Origin of the sequence: Gottfriedia endophytica (genome assembly GCF_017814275.1) — a bacterium.
Taxonomy (GTDB): Bacteria; Bacillota; Bacilli; order Bacillales; family Bacillaceae_G; genus Gottfriedia; species Gottfriedia endophytica.
Genome location: NZ_JAGIYQ010000018.1, coordinates 41,995 through 61,142 on the forward strand (window position 1 = coordinate 41,995; position 19,148 = coordinate 61,142).

At 38.9% G+C, this 19,148-nt stretch carries 19 protein-coding genes; 18 read left to right on the plus strand and 1 reads right to left on the minus strand.

Annotation, left to right across the window (positions count from 1 at the left end; genetic code table 11):
- The first annotated feature begins 27 nt into the window (after nt 1–27).
- The 15 genes from rplO to rpsI all read left to right on the plus strand — a co-directional run bounded on the left by rplO (nt 28) and on the right by rpsI (nt 9,810).
- Entirely contained in the window at nt 28–468 is a 441-nt protein-coding gene (rplO, locus tag J5Y03_RS18105; RefSeq protein WP_209407415.1) for a 50S ribosomal protein L15, read from the plus strand.
- Nucleotides 468–1,763 carry a preprotein translocase subunit SecY gene (secY, locus tag J5Y03_RS18110; protein ID WP_209407416.1) on the plus strand — a complete coding sequence of 432 codons (1,296 nt, stop codon included), beginning with the start codon at nt 468–470 and terminating at the stop codon, nt 1,761–1,763. Before rplO ends, secY begins: the two co-directional genes overlap by 1 nt.
- 55 nt (nt 1,764–1,818) lie before the next feature.
- On the plus strand, nt 1,819–2,469 hold the full coding sequence (locus tag J5Y03_RS18115; RefSeq protein WP_209407417.1) for an adenylate kinase: 651 nt from the start codon (nt 1,819–1,821) through the stop codon (nt 2,467–2,469).
- Between the two features lie 257 nt (nt 2,470–2,726).
- Nucleotides 2,727–2,945, plus strand: a complete 219-nt coding sequence (infA, locus tag J5Y03_RS18120) for a translation initiation factor IF-1 (RefSeq protein ID WP_056467475.1) — start codon at nt 2,727–2,729, stop codon at nt 2,943–2,945.
- 38 nt (nt 2,946–2,983) lie between these two features.
- On the plus strand, nt 2,984–3,097 hold the full coding sequence (rpmJ, locus tag J5Y03_RS18125; protein ID WP_000868344.1) for a 50S ribosomal protein L36: 114 nt from the start codon (nt 2,984–2,986) through the stop codon (nt 3,095–3,097).
- 21 nt (nt 3,098–3,118) lie between these two features.
- Nucleotides 3,119–3,484 (plus strand): 30S ribosomal protein S13, encoded by a 366-nt coding sequence (gene rpsM, locus J5Y03_RS18130; RefSeq protein WP_209407418.1) that lies wholly within the window; start codon nt 3,119–3,121, stop codon nt 3,482–3,484.
- Nucleotides 3,485–3,509: 25 nt separating this feature from the next.
- Entirely contained in the window at nt 3,510–3,899 is a 390-nt protein-coding gene (rpsK, locus tag J5Y03_RS18135) for a 30S ribosomal protein S11 (RefSeq protein ID WP_209407419.1), read from the plus strand.
- Between the two features lie 168 nt (nt 3,900–4,067).
- Complete coding sequence (locus tag J5Y03_RS18140; protein WP_209407420.1) at nt 4,068–5,012, plus strand: DNA-directed RNA polymerase subunit alpha; 945 nt, start codon at nt 4,068–4,070, stop codon at nt 5,010–5,012.
- 85 nt (nt 5,013–5,097) lie between these two features.
- A complete protein-coding gene (gene rplQ, locus J5Y03_RS18145) occupies nt 5,098–5,460 on the plus strand; it encodes a 50S ribosomal protein L17 (RefSeq protein WP_209407421.1) in 363 nt (120 codons plus the stop codon).
- Between the two features lie 109 nt (nt 5,461–5,569).
- Nucleotides 5,570–6,412 carry an energy-coupling factor ABC transporter ATP-binding protein gene (locus tag J5Y03_RS18150; RefSeq protein ID WP_209407422.1) on the plus strand — a complete coding sequence of 281 codons (843 nt, stop codon included), beginning with the start codon at nt 5,570–5,572 and terminating at the stop codon, nt 6,410–6,412.
- Entirely contained in the window at nt 6,388–7,254 is an 867-nt protein-coding gene (locus J5Y03_RS18155; RefSeq protein ID WP_209407423.1) for an energy-coupling factor ABC transporter ATP-binding protein, read from the plus strand. The genes J5Y03_RS18150 and J5Y03_RS18155 overlap by 25 nt, the downstream gene beginning before the upstream one ends.
- Complete coding sequence (locus tag J5Y03_RS18160; protein WP_209407424.1) at nt 7,251–8,045, plus strand: energy-coupling factor transporter transmembrane component T family protein; 795 nt, start codon at nt 7,251–7,253, stop codon at nt 8,043–8,045. The genes J5Y03_RS18155 and J5Y03_RS18160 overlap by 4 nt, the downstream gene beginning before the upstream one ends.
- Before the next feature lie 12 nt (nt 8,046–8,057).
- Entirely contained in the window at nt 8,058–8,801 is a 744-nt protein-coding gene (gene truA, locus J5Y03_RS18165; RefSeq protein ID WP_209407425.1) for a tRNA pseudouridine(38-40) synthase TruA, read from the plus strand.
- 157 nt (nt 8,802–8,958) lie between these two features.
- Complete coding sequence (rplM, locus tag J5Y03_RS18170; RefSeq protein ID WP_209407426.1) at nt 8,959–9,396, plus strand: 50S ribosomal protein L13; 438 nt, start codon at nt 8,959–8,961, stop codon at nt 9,394–9,396.
- A gap of 21 nt (nt 9,397–9,417) precedes the next feature.
- Nucleotides 9,418–9,810, plus strand: a complete 393-nt coding sequence (rpsI, locus tag J5Y03_RS18175; protein WP_209407427.1) for a 30S ribosomal protein S9 — start codon at nt 9,418–9,420, stop codon at nt 9,808–9,810.
- A 355-nt stretch (nt 9,811–10,165) separates the two neighbouring features.
- On the opposite strand, the gene J5Y03_RS18180 is transcribed toward rpsI, so the two are convergent.
- The gene (locus J5Y03_RS18180) at nt 10,166–11,053 is read right to left on the minus strand and encodes a LysR family transcriptional regulator (protein WP_209407428.1); all 888 of its coding nucleotides are present in this window, start codon (nt 11,051–11,053) and stop codon (nt 10,166–10,168) included.
- A 458-nt stretch (nt 11,054–11,511) separates the two neighbouring features.
- On the opposite strand from J5Y03_RS18180, the gene J5Y03_RS19915 reads away from it, so the two are divergent.
- From J5Y03_RS19915 to J5Y03_RS18195, 3 genes are all read left to right on the plus strand, one after another.
- On the plus strand, nt 11,512–14,409 hold the full coding sequence (locus J5Y03_RS19915) for an alkaline phosphatase family protein (protein WP_245208959.1): 2,898 nt from the start codon (nt 11,512–11,514) through the stop codon (nt 14,407–14,409).
- 243 nt (nt 14,410–14,652) lie between these two features.
- A complete protein-coding gene (locus tag J5Y03_RS18190) occupies nt 14,653–17,388 on the plus strand; it encodes a bifunctional YncE family protein/alkaline phosphatase family protein (protein WP_322099601.1) in 2,736 nt (911 codons plus the stop codon).
- 179 nt (nt 17,389–17,567) lie between these two features.
- Entirely contained in the window at nt 17,568–19,124 is a 1,557-nt protein-coding gene (locus J5Y03_RS18195; RefSeq protein ID WP_245208960.1) for a phospholipase C, read from the plus strand.
- Nucleotides 19,125–19,148 lie beyond the last annotated feature (24 nt).

The following is a 19,148-nucleotide window of genomic DNA, read 5'->3' on the forward strand; positions in this document are numbered from 1 at the left end:
ACATCAATAAGTTAAGGAGGTGCCCTGATGAAACTTCATGAATTAAAACCTACAGAAGGTTCTCGTAAAGTATCTAAACGTATCGGACGTGGTATTGGTTCTGGTACCGGTAAAACTGCTGGTAAAGGTCATAAAGGACAAAACGCTCGTTCAGGCGGCGGTGTTCGTCTTGGATTTGAAGGTGGTCAAACTCCTTTATTCCGTCGTTTACCAAAACGTGGTTTCACTAACATTAACCGCAAAGAATATGCAATCGTTAATGTTGAAACATTAAATCGCTTCGAGAATGGAACAGAAGTAACTCCTGAGTTACTAATCGAGACTGGCATTGTTCGTAAAGAATTAGCTGGAATCAAAATCTTAGGAAAAGGTAAGTTAGAAGTTAAACTTACTGTTAAGGCTCACAAGTTCTCAGCTACTGCGGTAGAAGCTATCGAAGCAGCTGGTGGAAAAACTGAGGTGATCTAATGTTCCGGACAATCTCCAACTTTATGCGCGTTGCAGATATAAGAAGGAAAATTTTCTTCACATTATTAATGTTAATTGTATTTCGTATTGGGACGTTTATACCTGTTCCAAACGTCAACGCGGATGTATTAGCGTCACAAGATAGCTCCTTAGGTGCTTTCGGTGTGTTAAATACATTTGGTGGAGGAGCTCTTAAAAAGTTCTCGATTTTTGCAATGGGTATAATGCCTTACATTACTGCTTCAATCGTAATTCAGTTACTGCAAATGGACGTAGTTCCAAAGCTAACGGAATGGTCGAAGCAAGGTGAGATTGGTCGACGTAAATTGAATCAATTAACCCGTTATGTAACCATTGGTTTAGGGTTTATTGAGGCAATTGGACTTTCAGTAAGTATGAACAATGCAACTGGTGGTGTACTTATTACAAGCCCAGGTTGGTCTACTTACTTATATATCGCTACTGTACTAACAGCTGGTACAGCTTTCTTATTGTGGTTAGGCGAGCAAATTACTGCAAAAGGTGTTGGGAACGGTATATCAATTATCATTTTTGCAGGGATTATTGCTGCGATTCCAACTACAATTAACCAAGTATATCTGCAGCAATTTAAAGATGCTGGAGATGCGTTATTTCTAAACTCTGTTAAAGTTGGCTTAGTTGTATTAGTCTTAATAGTTGTTATTGTTGCGGTAATCTTTATCCAACAAGCAAATAGAAAGATTCCAATTCAATATGCAAAACGTAACAGTGGAAATAGTTATGTTGGAGGAGAATCTACTCATTTACCTTTAAAAGTAAATAGTGCGGGAGTTATTCCAGTAATCTTTGCTGTGTCATTCCTGGTTACTCCTTCGACAATTGCATCATTTTTTCCACAAAATGATGTAACAGCATGGATTAAAGAAGTATTTAACTACTCCAATCCTTGGGGCATGGCTATTTACTTGACTTTAATCATTGCATTCTCTTATTTCTATACATTTGTTCAGGTTAATCCAGAACAAATGGCAGAAAACTTGCAAAAGCAAGGTGGCTACATCCCTGGTATTCGTCCAGGTAAGAGCACACAAGAGTATATAACAAAAGTTTTATATCGATTAACTTTTGTAGGTTCAATCTTTTTAGCAGTGATCGCACTTTTACCGATTATATTCGGTAAAGTTGCTAACTTACCACCTACTGCACAAATAGGTGGAACAAGTTTACTAATTGTTGTCGGCGTTGCTCTTGAAACAATGAAACAATTAGAAAGTCAACTAGTAAAAAGACACTACAAAGGCTTTATAAAATAACGGGCATAGGGAATTCAGTTTCCCTTAGCTCACTTAACTTCAAGGAGGAACAACCATGAATTTAATATTAATGGGGCTTCCTGGTGCAGGCAAAGGCACACAAGCAGAAAAAATCGTTGCAAAATACGATATTCCGCATATTTCAACTGGTGATATGTTCCGTGCTGCAATTAAAGAAGGCACAGAACTAGGTCTTAAAGCGAAATCTTTTATGGATCAAGGTCATCTTGTTCCTGATGAAGTAACAATTGGTATTGTCCGTGATCGATTAGCAAAAGATGATTGCCAAAAAGGTTTCTTACTTGATGGGTTTCCAAGAACTGTTGCGCAGGCAGAAGCTTTGGAAGAAACATTAAAAGGTATGAACCGTAAAATTGACTTCGTGTTAAACATTCATGTAGACCAACAACTTTTAATTGATCGTTTAACAGGTCGTCGCATTTGTAAAGAGTGTGGAGCAACTTATCATCTGATCTATAATCCTCCAAAGGAAGAAGGCGTATGTCCGAAGTGCGGTGGAGAGCTTTACCAACGTGCGGATGACAATGAAGAGACAGTTGCAAATCGCTTAGAAGTTAATATCAAACAAACTCAGCCTCTATTAGATTTCTATAATAACCTTGGTTATGTTAGAACAATAGATGGTGAACAAGAGATTGGCAAAGTCTTTGAAGACGTTGATAATCTTTTGAAAGAGTTAGTTTAATAACGAACGAGAAGATAGTCGTTCCATGTGTATGACGTTTTGTCGTTTCGTCAAAACTGATTATTATAATATAAAGCTTGAACAGAGCTTTGCTTGGAGCGATTGCTTTTAAATAGGATACAAGTAATATTGAGACTAATCTTACTTAGATCCTCAATTAATCTCCAACATTTCAGAGCACTTAGGCACAATGTTCCTATTGAGTACTAACTGCCGAACAAGCAAGCTGCTGATTTGAAGAAAGGAGAATGCCCCTAATGGCGAAAGATGATGTAATTGAAATAGAAGGTACTGTTACCGAAACACTGCCTAATGCAATGTTTAAAGTTGAGTTAGAAAATGGTCATGTTGTTCTTGCACATGTATCTGGTAAAATTCGTATGAACTTTATCCGTATTCTTCCAGGTGACAAAGTAACTGTTGAACTATCTCCATATGATTTAACTCGTGGGCGTATTACGTACCGTTTTAAATAATAACTATGCACTCCGTAATCTATAAGGAGGTTGAAATCATGAAAGTGAGACCATCTGTAAAACCTATCTGTGAGAAATGTAAAGTTATCCGCAGACGTGGTAAAGTAATGGTAATTTGTGAAAATCCAAAACATAAACAAAAACAAGGTTAATAAAGAAGGAGGTGCACCCTAATGGCTCGTATTGCTGGTGTAGATATTCCTCGCGACAAACGCGTGGTAATTTCTCTAACTTACGTATTTGGTATCGGCCGTTCTACTGCTGAGAAAATTTTAGCTGAAGCTGGTGTTTCTGAAGACACACGTGTGCGTGATTTAACAGAAGAAGAATTAGGTAAAATCCGTGAATTAGTAGACAAATTAAAAGTTGAAGGTGATCTTCGTCGTGAAGTATCATTAAACATTAAACGTCTTATCGAAATCGGTTCTTATCGTGGTATCCGCCACCGCCGTAGCTTACCTGTTCGTGGTCAAAATACGAAAAACAACGCTCGTACTCGTAAAGGCCCACGCCGTACAGTAGCGAATAAGAAGAAATAATATCAAGTAAAGGAGGGTATTCAACATGGCACGTAAAACAAACGTACGTAAACGTCGTGTGAAAAAGAATATTGAAGCTGGTACAGCTCATATTCGTTCAACTTTCAATAACACAATCGTAACTATTACTGATGTTCATGGTAATGCAATTGCATGGTCAAGTGCTGGTTCATTAGGGTTCAAAGGTTCTCGTAAATCTACTCCTTTTGCTGCGCAAATGGCTGCTGAAACAGCTGCAAAAGCTTCTATGGAACACGGTTTAAAAACTTTAGATGTAACTGTTAAAGGACCTGGTGCTGGTCGTGAAGCTGCAATCCGTGCTCTTCAAGCTGCTGGTCTTGAAGTTACTGCTATTAAAGACGTAACTCCAGTTCCACATAACGGATGCCGTCCACCAAAACGTCGTCGTGTATAATTTGTCTGTATAAATTTTCAAATTTTGTCTATAATGTTTTATGATATAATGTTTGACAGAAATTAACAGACATCTTTAGTTGTGCACAATTAGGAACTGCCTAATGGGGACTTTCGGTTAGACTGATGTCTAACCGAGGTTTCGACGTTTTGAAGGAGGGTTTATAAAATGATTGAAATCGAAAAGCCAAAAATCGAAACGGTTGAGATCAGTGACGATTCCAAGTATGGAAAATTCGTTATTGAACCGCTTGAGCGTGGATATGGTACAACACTAGGTAACTCCTTACGTCGTATCCTTTTATCCTCACTTCCTGGTGCTGCTGTAACTGCAATTCAAGTTGATGGTGTGTTACATGAATTCTCTACAATTGATGGTGTAGTAGAAGATGTTACAACGATCATTCTTAATGTGAAAAAACTTGCTCTGAAAATTTATTCAGATGAAGAAAAAACATTAGAAATTGATATTCGTGGTGAAGGCCCTATTACTGCTGCAGATATTACGCATGATAGCGATATTGAAGTTCTAAATCCAGATCTTCACATTGCAACTCTTGCGAAAGATGCACATCTTCGTATGCGTTTAATCGCTAAACGTGGTCGTGGATATGTACCTGCAGATGGTAATAAAAGAGAGGATCAAGCGATAGGTGTTATTCCTATTGACTCGATTTACACGCCGGTTTCACGTGTTACTTACCAAGTGGAAAATACACGTGTAGGGCAGGTTTCAAATTTCGATAAATTAACTTTAGATGTATGGACAGATGGAAGCATTGGACCAAAAGATGCAATCGCTCTAGGTTCAAAAATTCTAACTGAGCATTTAAACATCTTCGTTGGTTTAACGGATGAAGCTAAAAATGCAGAAATTATGTATGAAAAAGAAGAAGATCAAAAAGATAAAGTTCTTGAAATGACTATTGAAGAACTTGACCTTTCTGTTCGTTCTTATAATTGCTTAAAACGTGCTGGAATTAATACAGTACAAGAATTAGCAAATAAATCAGAAGAAGACATGATGAAAGTTCGTAACTTAGGACGTAAATCTTTAGAAGAAGTTAAAAATAAGTTAGATGAGTTAGGCTTAGGTCTACGTAAAGAAGACTGATTTTAGCATTTTAAAGGGAGAGGCGTTCTCTTCATCTAGTCATATTACCCAATTTTGATACTACCTACAAAGGAGGGAACTAGAAATGGGATACAGAAAATTAGGACGTACTAGTTCACAACGTAAAGCTATGTTACGTGACTTAGCTACAGACTTAATCATCAACGAACGTATTCAAACAACTGAAACTCGTGCGAAAGAGTTACGTTCAGTTGTTGAAAAAATGATTACGTTAGGTAAACGTGGAGATATTCACGCTCGTCGTTTAGCTGGTGCTTACATCCGTAAGGAAGTAGCAAACGTTGAAAACGGTCAAGATGCTTTACAAAAGTTATTTGCTGACATCGCTCCTCGCTATGCTGAGCGTCAAGGTGGATACACTCGTATTGCTAAAATTGGTCCGCGTCGTGGCGACGCTGCACCAATGGTTGTAATTGAATTAGTTTAATTACTGAATAAAAGGGCATGACAGTTACAAACTGGTCAATGCCCTTTTTTTATATCGTCTTTTCGACTAGAATAGAAATATACTCTTATGAATAAGTAAAGGTGAAAAGATGCAAAAGGAAATAGTGAAAGTTAATCAAGTTTCATATAAATATCCAAATGCTCATTCGAACGCATTGAATGACTTAACATTTTCGGTTTACGAGGAAGAATGGATTGCGATTGTTGGACGGAATGGATCGGGTAAATCAACATTAGCTAAATTGTTAAATGGTCTTATTCTTCCTGACGAAGGGGAAATTGTGATTCAGGAAGAACTCCGTATTCAAGAAGATACAGTATGGGATGTTCGAAAACTAGTAGCAATGGTATTTCAAAATCCTGATAATCAATTTGTAGGAACGACTGTTATTGATGACATCGCTTTTGGTCTTGAGAATCATGGAATAGAAAAGCAAGAAATGGATCGGCGCATTGCTAAAGTACTTAAAATTGTAGATATGGAGAAGTTTACTTTGCATGAGCCACATTCTCTTTCTGGTGGCCAAAAACAACGAGTCGCTATTGCAGGGGCATTAGCAATACAACCCTCTTTACTTATTCTTGATGAAGCAACGTCTATGCTAGATCCGATTGGACGAAAAGAAGTAATCGAAACGATTCGTAATTTACATAAAAGCTTAAAAATGACGGTTATTTCAATTACGCATGATATAGAAGAAGCGATTCATGCTGACCGTGTTGTTGTTATGCATGATGGAAGGCTTATTCAAACGGGAAAACCATCAGACGTATTTAAACGCAATAACTCTTTAGAAGAGATTGGATTAGCATCCCCTTTTACTACTCAGCTTGCTTCTAAACTCTTGGAAAAAGGGATTCCTCTACATGATAATCATCTAATGCAAGAAAGTTTGGTGAATGAATTATGCACATTACTTTTGAAAAAGTAGGCTATACCTATCAGTCGAAAAGTCCATTTGCCTTCCGTGCTTTGCATGATATTGATGTAGAGATTGCAGAGGGAACTTATTATGCTGTAATAGGTCATACAGGAAGTGGGAAGTCTACCTTTTTGCAGCATTTAAATGGACTCATTCAACCAACAGCTGGAAAGATCCAGGTTGGTGACTTCGAATTGAACAGTCTAAAAAAAGCTAAGCAATTAAAACCACTCCGTAAAAAAGTTGGGCTTGTTTTTCAATTTCCTGAACAGCAATTGTTTGAAGAAACGGTTGAAAAAGATATCTGTTTTGGCCCAATAAATTTTGGAGTCAAAGAAGACATTGCAAGGGAACGTGCCAGAGATTTGATTAAGTTAGTTGGATTATCTGAGGATATTCTTACTAAATCTCCATTTGAATTAAGTGGGGGCCAAATGAGAAGGGTAGCCATTGCTGGTGTATTAGCAATGGAACCTGAAGTACTTGTTTTGGATGAACCAACTGCAGGATTAGATCCAATTGGTCAACGTTCATTAATGGAGATGTTTTACGAGCTCCATAAAGAAAAAGGGTTAACTACAATATTAGTGACACATAGCATGGAAGATGCGGCACGCTACGCAGATTATATACATGTATTACAACAAGGGACTACTTTTTTACAAGGAAAACCATTAGAAGTGTTTTCTAGGGAGAAAGAGCTTGCCTCAATCGGATTACAGCTCCCTATGGCATTACAGTTCCAAAAAAACTTGTTAAAGAAACTAGGACGCGATGAAGAAGCCACTTGTTTAACAAATGAGCAGCTTGCAGACTATATTGTTAACTTGTATCGTGAGGAAAAGATATGAAAGAATTAATTTTAGGAAAATATATTCCCATTGAATCAATCATTCATCGACTTGATGCTAGAGCGAAATTACTAATGATGTTCTCATTTATCATTATTGTTTTTTTCGCTAACAATCTATTTTCCTATGGTGCGTTATTATTTTTTGTATTGTGTGCGATCGGTTTATCGAAAGTGCCTTTAACCTACGTTTTTAAAGGTCTTAAACCATTATGGTTTTTAATCTTATTTACCTTCTTCCTACATGTGTTTACAAATAAACAAGGAAGTACGATTGTAAACTTTTGGTGGATTGATATTCATACCGGTGGAATCGTAGAAGGTTTTTATATCTCTATGAGATTTTTATTATTAGTTTCAATTACAACAATGCTTACACTGACAACTAATCCAATTGAAATTACAGATGGACTAGAGAGCTTATTTAATCCGTTAAAGAAGATTGGCTTGCCAGTGCATGAAATGGCACTAATGATGTCTATTTCATTACGATTTATTCCAACACTAATGGAAGAGACAGAAAAAATTATGAAGGCACAGGCCTCACGTGGGGTAGATTTTTCTTCTGGTCCTTTGAAAGAACGTCTGCAAGCTCTTATCTCATTATTGGTTCCGCTATTTATTCATTCTTTTAAGCGTGCAGAAGATCTAGCAATTGCGATGGAAGCTAGAGGATATCAAGGAGGAGAAGGTAGAACGAAATTTCGTATATCGAAATGGGAAATGAGAGATACGATTAGTTTAGTCCTTTTACTTTTAACATTTTTAATTATTTTAAAGGTACGTGCGTAATGGAGAGATTGAATGAAACGTTTTAAATGTATTGTTGCTTATGATGGGACTCAATTTAATGGATTTCAAATTCAACAGAATCAGCGAACTGTTCAAGGTGAAATTCAGAAAGCTTTAAAAAAAGTGCATAAAGGTGAAGAAATTATTATTCAAGCTTCAGGTCGAACGGATACAAACGTTCATGCAAATGGACAAGCGATTCATTTTGATACGACACTTTCATTAACAAGTGAACAATGGAAAAGAGCATTGAATACGCAACTGCCTTCAGATGTTTTTATCAAAAAGGTAGAAGAGGTAAGCGAAGATTTCCATGCACGTTACAATGTTGAAAGAAAAGAGTATCGATATGCAATCTGGAATCATAAGGATGAAGATGTATTTCGTCGCCATTACCATTACCATTATCCATATCAACTAAATATTGAGTTAATGAAGGAAGCTCTTCAGCATTTTGTTGGAACATATGATTTCACATCATTTTGCTCAGCAAAAACAGAAAAAGAAAATAAAGTTCGCACAATCTACTCAGCTACTTTAGAGGAAGTGAATCAAGAGATTGTGATTTCTCTTGTTGGAAGTGGTTTTTTGCACAATATGGTTCGAATTATCATTGGAACATTGGTTGAAATAGGAAATGGACGAAGAGAAATGCATAGTATTAAAGAGGCACTAAATGGTGCTAATCGGAAGCTAGCAGGGAAGACAGCACCTCCTCATGGTCTTGTTTTATGGGAAGTTAATTATAACAACTAATCCTGGTGTAACATGTGCTTGACATTAGAGTATATAACGTTTAATATTAAATACGGTATTGTTTTAAGAACCACGATTAGCCCCGGAACGAGTCGTGTTAAAAATAAACAATAAAAGCAATTTTACTTTATGTATATTGTATTAGGAGGAAAATAAAATGCGCACAACTTATATGGCAAAAGCTAACGAAGTTGACCGTAAATGGTTCGTTGTAGACGCTGAAGGCAAAACTTTAGGTCGTCTTGCAACAGAAGTAGCTACATTACTTCGTGGAAAACACAAACCAACTTTCACACCACACATTGACACTGGTGATAACGTAATCATCATCAACGCTGAGAAAGTTGAATTAACAGGAAATAAATTAAACAACAAAATTTACTACCGTCACACAATGTATGCTGGTGGTTTAAAAGAAAGAACTGCTCTTGAAATGCGTACAAACTACCCAGTTAAAATGCTTGAATTAGCAGTTAAAGGTATGCTTCCAAAAGGGCGCCTTGGTCGTCAACAAATCAAAAAGTTACATGTTTATGCAGGTAACGAGCATCCACATCAAGCACAAAAACCAGAAGTTTACGAACTTCGCGGATAATTATAAAAGGAGGGCATTCACATGGCACAAGTACAATACTATGGCACAGGACGTCGTAAAAGCTCAACAGCTCGTGTACGTTTAGTTCCTGGCGAAGGACGCGTGATCATCAATGGTCGCGATTTTGAAGATTACATTCCATTCGCAGCATTAAGAGAAGTTGTTAAACAACCTCTTGTTGCAACTGAAACTTTAGGTAGTTATGATGTATTAGTAAACGTTGGTGGTGGTGGATACACTGGTCAAGCTGGTGCAATTCGTCACGGTATCGCTCGCGCTTTATTACAAGCTGATCCAGAATTCCGCGGTACTTTAAAACGCGCTGGTTTATTAACTCGTGATGCACGTATGAAAGAACGTAAAAAATACGGTCTTAAAGGTGCACGTAGAGCTCCTCAGTTCTCAAAACGTTAATTTTTATACGTTTCAAGACTCTCAGTCATTTTGGCTGGGGGTCTTTTTTATGCAAAAAAACTTTTGACCACTAATCATATTTCAATGTACCGTTGGAACTTCGTAGCAGTTTGCTCTTCTAAAGTGGTTGTTACGTGCGTATAGTAACTTTTGACTTTGTTGAACCCTCTTTGGAAGAGGCATAATCATATACTTTAATTTTAAAAAGCCTAGCAATAATTGCTAGGCTTTTTACTTGAGGTAATTTTTCTCTAAAAAACGGTGGTTATAATAGAATCGGAAATATTGCTTTCGACACATTACTTCTTCAGGCCTGTAATAAGGATTCTTTAGCACTCTATAAATAAAATGCTTTTTAAAAATTATCTAAAAAGGCATCCATAAATTCCTTAGCTACTTTCGTTAAATTCTTCGTTTCTAAATAAATAAGCCAGAAATCAACAGGAAAATGCTTTTCTTCCTTTATTGGGATAATTTTTACATCTCCATTCATAACCATTAAACTTTTTTTAATAGAAAAATCATGCAAAAACAAGATGGCTTGACTTTCTTTTACCTGCTTATAAATAAGGCTGCTGCTATTTGATCTAACTAACACTTGATTTAAATTCAGTTTTGTTAATTTTAATACCTTTTTATAGTCAGATGAATTATACATCAATAATTTTGAATCTTTTAATTCACTAAGTGTTACATAATCAAGATGATAAAAAGGTGATTTTTTACCAACCGCTATACAAATATGCCCTGTATGAATATGTTCAAAACGAATATTTTTTTCTTTTTTTACCTCTTCTAATGAAGCGGGAATTAAAGCAAAGTCATAATTTTCCTTGTTGAAATTCTGCATAATTTCTGTAGGGTTTTGCTCTATTAATTCGAAGGTAATATCTTTATTTTCCGAATTAAACTTTACCATTGTTTCTTGGAGTATAAAAGTAAAGCAAGGTGCATTTAAGATTTTTAAATGAGTTTGATTACTATTTTTATGCTCAAGAATTTCTGTATTTAGTTCTTTAATGGTGTTTAGTAAACTCATTGCTTTAGAAATAACGATTTTACCTTCAAAAGTAGGAGTGACTCCTTGTTTTGAGCGGTTAAAGATTTTTATACCAAGCTCATTTTCCAACTGGGTAATAGATTGACTCATCCCTGAAGTTGAAATAAATAATTTTTCCGCTGCCTTTGAAATTGACATTTCGTTTGCAACATTTACAATATACTCCATTTGTTCAAAGTTCATCATGTCGCCTCATCTTTGCTGATTACATCATTATATCTTCATACATTCTACAGGAGCCAGCCATGCAATGCTTTGGAATTGATCAATTCCAATTATTTTAACCGGGTTCCATCGATGGTGTTGATAAATGGTGCAACTTTATTACAAACGGCCTACCTTTATTTTAAATCACAACCTTCAAAATCAAATTTGGATTGTGTCTAAATTGTAAGTGAAAAATGTTAATAGAGGGTAAATCGAATGTAAAAGTTTTGTAATTAGGTTCTGTGGTAAAAAGATTAAATTGCATTGCGAGTAGTACCTAAAGGCCATTTTAAGTTTTACTTAATACGGTATTCAGTTTTTTGAATTTAATTAAGATTTCGAACCATGATAAGCTTCTTTATGACAAGGTTCACTTTCTCCTTACTTGAAGTCAACGTTTATACAAGGGAGGGAGAAAAAATGAAAAGAGTGAAATGGAAAAGGTAACAAATGGTAATCCACACACCAATAAACCGGCTAACAAAACGATGCATCTAGAAAAGGGAGTGAACAATTTGGGGAAATTTAAAAAGAAGAAAAAACTGATTACAGGACTTGCATTAAGCACTGTATTACTTGGTTCTGTTAGTGCTTATGCAGCAAAGGATGGTGCATTTGGGAGTACCTTAGTCGGTAGACAACCCAACGGCTCAGTTATGACTGCTAGTAATCATTTGCTTACACCAGCCGGGAAGCAAGTTGAATTTCCCGGAAACCCAATTTCCGTTGCCGTTAATCCAAACGGAAAGACTGCTGTAGCTTTAGATGGAGGAAAAGTAGGTGGAAATGGGCTTAACATTGTGGATCTGACAACCGGAAAGCTGATAGGCACGAATGTCGACCTGGGTCTTACCAATGAGTGGGGACTTGCTTATTCTCCTGATGGTAAAACACTCTATGCAACAGGTTCAAAAGGAGGAGTAGGGAAAATTGTCACTATGTCAGTGGCTGACGACGGAACTCCTACAGTGACCTCGACTTTGTCACTACCAGGAGCTAGCGTAGGTGGTAATATTAACCCGCTAGACATGGCTTTTGGACCTGATGGAAAGACGCTCCTTGTAGCTCTCAATCGAAACAATAGTCTTGGTGTTATTGACCTGCAATCGGGAAAACTTTCTACCCAAATACCTGTAGGAAACGCTCCGGCAAGTGTAATGGTTAATGGGAATACTGCATACGTGACAAATCAAGGTGGTGGAAAAGCTAATTCAGGAGACTTCACTATGAATTCCTCAGGTACGCAAGTTGTATCAGACTCTAAATTGGGTACTACAACTACTGGAACCGTCTCGGTGGTTGATCTCACCACGAATACCGTTACGAAGACAATTCCTGTCGGAGTTCAGCCAGAGCGAATGACGCTATCTGGAAAATATCTCTTTGTAACAAACACAAACAGTGACACGGTGTCGGTTATCGACACACAAACCAATGAGGGTGTGCAAACGATTGATATCAAACCATACCCGAATGCAAAGCTTGGCTCTGAACCGAACGCTGTTAAAATGATTAACGGGAATCAATTAGTAGTTAGCTTGGGACAAGATAACGCCCTCGCCGTATATGACTGGAACGGACCGAATAAAGAACCTCGCCTAAAGGGACTTGTACCGACTGCTTCGTTCCCTGTTGATATGGCAATTGATCCTGCTAACAATCAACTAATTGTCTTAAATATGAATGGAGTAGGCGCGCTCGGACCAGATCGCCCGGTTAATATAGGGGGGGGATACGATAAATCAGGTCGCCAAGATTGGCAACAAGTAGGCTCTATATCAATGATTCCGTTCACTTCGAACAAAAATATCGAGAGACAGACGGACATAGATCTCGAGAAATGGACGGACGAAGATCTTGAGAAACGGCAGGACAAAGATTTCGAGATTTGGACGGAACAAGATCTCGAGAAATGGACGGACCAAGTTTACAAAGATAACAACTGGTTCGGGTTGAAAGATCTAAACGCCAAGCCTCGCCACAATAAGAAGCCTGTAGCAATGCCAGAGAGAATCGGTGAGCCTTCTACCATCAAACACGTATTTTACATCATCAAAGAAAACCGTACGTATGATCAGGTACTTGGAGACCTTGGTCGAGGCAACAGCGATCCAACTCTGACTTCGTTCGGTCAGGATGTTACACCAAACGCCCATCAGTTAGCCAATACATTCCCGTTGTTGGACAATCTCTATACTCCTGGCTTTCATTCAGCTGAGGGGCATCAATGGGTTACACAGGCTACCGACACTGACTATGAGGAGAAAACTGCAGGTGGAGGAGACATTCGAAGCTACTGGCATGACCCTATGTCGAATGCACCAACCGGGGCTATCTGGAATAACGCCTTAGCACATAATGTAACGACTGTTAATTTCGGAGAAACCGCAAATGTTTTTAGCGGTCCTGAGCCATTTGGCAACTGGACTTCTTGGTATAACGATTACTTGATCTTGTCGGGCCAAAAGCAAGGTTCACCTCATGTGCCTGTTGGGGATTATAAAGCAAAGAGTGATTTTCCAGTAATGGATTCTATCATGTACAAGTCGTATCCTAACGACTCCCTAGCAATTCCTGATGTGTACCGGGCTCAAATCTTCCAGGACAAGTTTAATGAGTATGTAAAGAACAATGATTTACCACAATTCACTACCATTTACTTACCTGACGACCATACATCTGGAATTACCAAAGGGTACCCAACACCGCAGGCAATGGTAGCGGACAATGATCAGGCTGTCGGAAAGATTGTAGACACCATCTCTCACAGTCCATACTGGAAAGACTCAGCCATCTTCATTACCGAAGATGATACTCAAAATGGTACAGATCACGTAGATGGTCACCGTGAACCAGCATTTGTCATTAGTCCGTGGGCAAAGAGAGGGGTAATCGATAGCCACTACTGGACCACTAATAATATGATTAGAAGTATGGAACAAATACTTGGCCTACCGCCTATGAATCAGAACGATGCTGCGGCTGATCCGATGAGCGAGATCTTTACCGATCAACCGGACTTTACTCCGTATAATTTGGTTCCAAATAAAATACCGTTAAATTGGATGAACGGGCAGCCTGCACCACAGGTAGCAACATCAGCAGCGACACCAGCAGCAACACCTGCAACGCAGCAGATGCAAAATGATTGGGATTCCTGGTCCGACCAGCATAAGGATGATTTCGGGCAAAACTCGAAGATTGACACGAACACGAACGAGATGGACCATGCAGTTTGGTACGCTACAAAGGGATATGATAAACCATATCCGGGTGAAGATAAGGTCTTAACACCAGATGAAGTTGAAAAGCAACCTGAAAGCCATAAATAAAAATTCTCTTTTACATTAGCATTTCATGAATATCGAATAAAACGAAGAGAATGTCCCAAAGGTAAACCTTTCTGGAGGATACTGCAAAAAGGGAAGAAATGCTAAGCGATGTTCAATGCAATAGCCCTTAACTTTTGATTTTCATAATTTTGGGGCTGTTCCACCAATTGCCATGGTTTGTGTGCTACGATTCCTGTCATTTCAAGGGCTGTAAGGGGAAAATTAGATTCACTAAAAAAGGGAGTGAACAATTTGGGGAAATTTAAAAAGAAGAAAAAATTGATTGCTGGACTTGCAGTAAGCACTGTATTACTTGGCTCTGTTAGTGCTTATGCAGCGAAGGACGGTGCATTTGGGAGTAACTTAGTCGGTAGACAACCTAACGGGTCAGTTCAAACTGCTGATAATCATCTGCTCACACCAGCTGGGAAGCAAATTGAAATTCCCGGAAGCCCAATTTCCGTTGCGGTTAATCCTAATGGAAAGACTGCTGCAGCCTTAATTGGACAAGGTGGTGGGAATGCTCTTCACATTGTGGATTTGACAACCGGTAAGCTGATAGGATCGAATGTCGCACTGGGTATTTCCAGTGCGCGGGGACTAGCTTATTCTCCTGATGGTAATACACTCTATGTAACCGGTTCAAATGGAGGAGTAGGAAAAATTGTCACTATGTCAGTGGCTGCCGACGGAATTCCCTCAGTGACATCGACTTTGTCACTACCAGCAGCTAGCGTGGGTGGTAATATTAATCCGTTAGACATGGCTGTTGGACCTCAGGGGAATACGCTCCTTGTGGCTCTCAACCGAAGCAATAGTCTTGGTATTATTGACCTGCAATCGGGAAAACTTTCTGCCCAAATACCTGTAGGAAACGCTCCAACAAGTGTAATGGTTAATGGTAATACAGCATACGTGACAAATAAAGGTGGTAGAAAAGCTACTACAGGAGACTTCACCATAAATTCCTCTGGTACGCCGGTTGTCGTAGATCCTAAATTGGGTACTTCAACTACCGGAACTGTATCGGTGGTTGATCTTACTACGAATACAGTTACGAAGACAATTCCAGTCGGGCTTCAGCCTGAGCGAATGACGCTCTCTGGAAAGTATCTCTTTGTAACAAATACAAACAGTGATACGGTGTCGGTTATCGACACAGAAACCAATGACGTCGTACAAACGATCGATATTAAACCATACCCGGATGCACCGCTTGGTTCTGCACCGAACGCTGTTAAAATGATTAACGGTAATCAATTAGTAGTTAGCTTGGGACGAGATGACGCCCTCGCTGTATATGACTGGAACGGTCCGGATAAAGAACCTCGCCTGAAGGGACTTGTACCGACTGCTTCGTTCCCAGATGATATTGCCATTGATCCTGCTAACAATCAACTGCTTATCGCTAATTTGGATGGAGTAGGCTCGCTCGGAGACACGGGAAATAGTCACTCAGTTTATCGTCAAGTCGGCTCTATGTCGATGATTCCGTTTCCTTCGGATGACGATCTTCATAAAATGACAGACCAAGTTTACACCAATAACGATTGGTTTGGGATAAAAAACCGAAACGCAGAGCCTCGCCACAATAAGAAACCTGTGGCAATGCCAGAGCGAATCGGTGAGCCTTCTACAATTAAACACGTGTTTTACATCATCAAAGAAAATCGTACGTATGATCAGGTATTAGGAGACCTTGGTAAAGGTAACGGCGATCCAACTCTGACTCAGTTTGGTCAAAATGTCACACCAAACTTCCATCAGATTGCAAATACATTCCCGCTGTTGGACAACTTCTACACTGGTGGCGTTCAGTCAGCCGCTGGGCATCAATGGGTTACACAAGCAACCCTCCCTGACTATGAGGATAAAGCGTCAGATTCAGGAAATGTTCGTAGCTACCCAGGAGGGAATCAAAGTGATCCTATGGCCTACGCACCAACCGGGCATATCTGGGATAACGCCGTAGCACATAATGTATCGGCTGCTGTCTTTGGAGAAAACGCGACTAATTTTAGTGGTCCTGAGCCATTTTGGGGGTGGACTACTTGGTATAACGACTACTTGATCTTGTCAGGTCAAAAGCAGGGTTCGCTTCATGTACCTGTTGGGGATTACAAAGCAACAAGTGATATTCCAGCGGTGAATTCTATCTTGTACAAGCCGTTCCCTACCAACACCCAATCAATTCCTGATGTGTACCGGGCTCAAATCTTCTTGGACAAGTTTAATGATTATGTAAAGAACGATAATTTACCACAACTCATGACCATGTGGTTACCTGACGACCATACTGCTTCAACTGCCAACGGGTACCCAACACCGCAGGCAATGGTAGCAGACAATGATCAGGCTGTCGGAAAGATTGTAGACGCCATCTCACATAGCCCGTACTGGAAAGACTCGATTATTTACGTTACCGAAGATGATGCTCAAGGCGGTACAGATCACGTAGATGGTCACCGTGAACCAGCATTTGTCATTAGTCCGTGGGTAAAGAAAGGGGTAACCGATAGTCACTACTGGACCACTACTGATATGATTAGAAGTATGGAACAAATACTTGGGTTACCGCCTATGAATCAAAACGATGCTGCGGCTGATCCGATGAGCGAGATCTTTACCGACCAACCGGATTTTACTCCGTATAATTTGGTTCCAAATCAAATACCACTAAATTGGATGAACGGGCAGCCTGAACCACCACAGGTACTCGCACAGGTAGCGCCAACTGCAACGACTCCTGAAGCGCAGCAGATGGAGAATGATTGGGATTCATGGTCCGAAAAGCATAAGCATGATTTTGGTGGACCAAAAGCGACTCCTGACGTTGAGAACGCAAACGTGATGAACCATTCAATTTGGTACGCTACAAAGGGTTATGATAAACCATATCCGGGTGACAAAAAGGTCTTAACACCTAATGAAGTTGAAAAGCAGCCTGCAAGCCATGCTCCTTCACCAGCTGACAATTAAGAGCTTTTTCATTATCTAAAAATCGAAGTGAATGTCCCAAAGGTAAACCTTTCTGGAGGATACTGCAAAAAGGGAAGAAATGCTAAGCAATGTTAAATAAAATAGCCCTTAACTTTTGATTTTCATAATTTAGGGGCTGTTCCACCAATACACAAATTATATGAATGGGGCTGATTTACTTGAAAAAGAAAACTGTAATTGGACTTGCAACAAGTGGTTTATTCGTAATGGGTTCACTTTTATCAACAGCAATTCCAACGTTCGCAGCACAAAAGAATGATGTAAAAACAACTGTACCCTACAATGTGTTAAACAAAAAGAAAGATGTAAAAACAACTACACCAATCAAACATGTTGTTGTCATTTTCCAGGAGAACGTTTCGTTTGATCATTACTTTGCTACGTATCCATACGCACTGAACATTAAAGGGGAGCCACAATTTAAAGCAAAACCAAATACCCCGGCGGTAAACAATTTACTAACACCAAAGGATTACAATGGAACACAACCTGGTATTGAGAAAGCAAACTTAATCACTAATAATCCAAACTCAGCAAACCCTGTTCGCTTAGACCGTTCTCAAGCAATGACACCTGATATGGATCATGAATACCATGATGAAATTAAAGCTACCGATGGCGGAAAAATGGATCAATTTGTTAACGGTACCGGTAATGGAAATAATATTGTCATGGACTATTACGATGGAAATACAGTAACTGGACTTTGGAACTATGCTCAAAACTTTGCCATGAGTGATAATTCCTTCGGTACAACTTATGGTCCATCTACACCCGGTGCGTTAAACCTGATTTCAGGCGAATTAAATGGATCAACATTGTATAGCAAAAATATGACGCAAAATGGCCAAGCAGTTCCTGGCGATGTTTATAATGTATATGAGGGCAGAACGGTTACTGGTGATGCTGATCCTTATTTTGACAATGCATCCAGTGGGAAAACTCTTGCAATGGATAACACAAACAAAAATGTCGGTAACTTGTTAAATGCAAAAGGAATCACTTGGGGTTGGTTTGAAGGAGGTTTTGCTGATCCGACTCATAAAACTCCAAATATGAGTGGGGCACTGCAGACTGACTACAGCCCACATCACGAGCCATTCCAATATTATCAATCAACAGCAAATCCAAATCATGTAGCTCCAAGCTCTCCTGCTATGATTGGTAAAACAGATCAAGCTAATCACCAATATGATATGAAAGATTTCTGGACTACGGTGGATAAAGGCAATATGCCAAGTGTTAGCTACCTTAAAGCTCCAAAAGCTCAAGATGGACATGCTGGCTACTCAGATCCTCTTGATGAGCAAAAATTTATTGTCGATACAATTAACAAGCTTCAAAAAACACCTGAATGGAAAGATACAGCTGTTATTGTCTCTTATGATGACTCAGATGGCTGGTATGATCATGTATATGGTCCAAATAATGGCTACTCTGAAACGTCTGGTAAAGCTGGTTATGGTCCTAGATTACCTTTAATGGTGATTTCACCATATGCTAAGAGTAACTTTGTAGACCATACCCATACAGATCAATCTTCAATTCTTAAGTTTATTGAAGATAACTGGAATTTAGGGCGTATTGGTGGAACCTCATTGGATGCTAAAGCTGGTAGCTTAAATAATATGTTTGATTTCAGTCATGGTCCTCGAAACCCTAAACTTTTCTTAGACCCTACAACTGGAGAACCATCTAACGGAAAAAATGAATAATTAAGTAAAAGGAGCACCTGAATT

What these genes read in the sequence shown, in the direction of transcription:
- rplO (WP_209407415.1), top strand. Translation starts at nt 28, where the DNA reads ATGAAACTTCATGAATTAAAACCTACAGAAGGTTCTCGTAAAGTATCT.
- secY (WP_209407416.1), top strand. Translation starts at nt 468, where the DNA reads ATGTTCCGGACAATCTCCAACTTTATGCGCGTTGCAGATATAAGAAGG.
- J5Y03_RS18115 (WP_209407417.1), top strand. Translation starts at nt 1,819, where the DNA reads ATGAATTTAATATTAATGGGGCTTCCTGGTGCAGGCAAAGGCACACAA.
- infA (WP_056467475.1), top strand. Translation starts at nt 2,727, where the DNA reads ATGGCGAAAGATGATGTAATTGAAATAGAAGGTACTGTTACCGAAACA.
- rpmJ (WP_000868344.1), top strand. Translation starts at nt 2,984, where the DNA reads ATGAAAGTGAGACCATCTGTAAAACCTATCTGTGAGAAATGTAAAGTT.
- rpsM (WP_209407418.1), top strand. Translation starts at nt 3,119, where the DNA reads ATGGCTCGTATTGCTGGTGTAGATATTCCTCGCGACAAACGCGTGGTA.
- rpsK (WP_209407419.1), top strand. Translation starts at nt 3,510, where the DNA reads ATGGCACGTAAAACAAACGTACGTAAACGTCGTGTGAAAAAGAATATT.
- J5Y03_RS18140 (WP_209407420.1), top strand. Translation starts at nt 4,068, where the DNA reads ATGATTGAAATCGAAAAGCCAAAAATCGAAACGGTTGAGATCAGTGAC.
- rplQ (WP_209407421.1), top strand. Translation starts at nt 5,098, where the DNA reads ATGGGATACAGAAAATTAGGACGTACTAGTTCACAACGTAAAGCTATG.
- J5Y03_RS18150 (WP_209407422.1), top strand. Translation starts at nt 5,570, where the DNA reads ATGCAAAAGGAAATAGTGAAAGTTAATCAAGTTTCATATAAATATCCA.
- J5Y03_RS18155 (WP_209407423.1), top strand. Translation starts at nt 6,388, where the DNA reads ATGCACATTACTTTTGAAAAAGTAGGCTATACCTATCAGTCGAAAAGT.
- J5Y03_RS18160 (WP_209407424.1), top strand. Translation starts at nt 7,251, where the DNA reads ATGAAAGAATTAATTTTAGGAAAATATATTCCCATTGAATCAATCATT.
- truA (WP_209407425.1), top strand. Translation starts at nt 8,058, where the DNA reads ATGAAACGTTTTAAATGTATTGTTGCTTATGATGGGACTCAATTTAAT.
- rplM (WP_209407426.1), top strand. Translation starts at nt 8,959, where the DNA reads ATGCGCACAACTTATATGGCAAAAGCTAACGAAGTTGACCGTAAATGG.
- rpsI (WP_209407427.1), top strand. Translation starts at nt 9,418, where the DNA reads ATGGCACAAGTACAATACTATGGCACAGGACGTCGTAAAAGCTCAACA.
- J5Y03_RS18180 (WP_209407428.1), bottom strand. Translation starts at nt 11,053, where the DNA reads ATGAACTTTGAACAAATGGAGTATATTGTAAATGTTGCAAACGAAATG.
- J5Y03_RS19915 (WP_245208959.1), top strand. Translation starts at nt 11,512, where the DNA reads ATGGAAAAGGTAACAAATGGTAATCCACACACCAATAAACCGGCTAAC.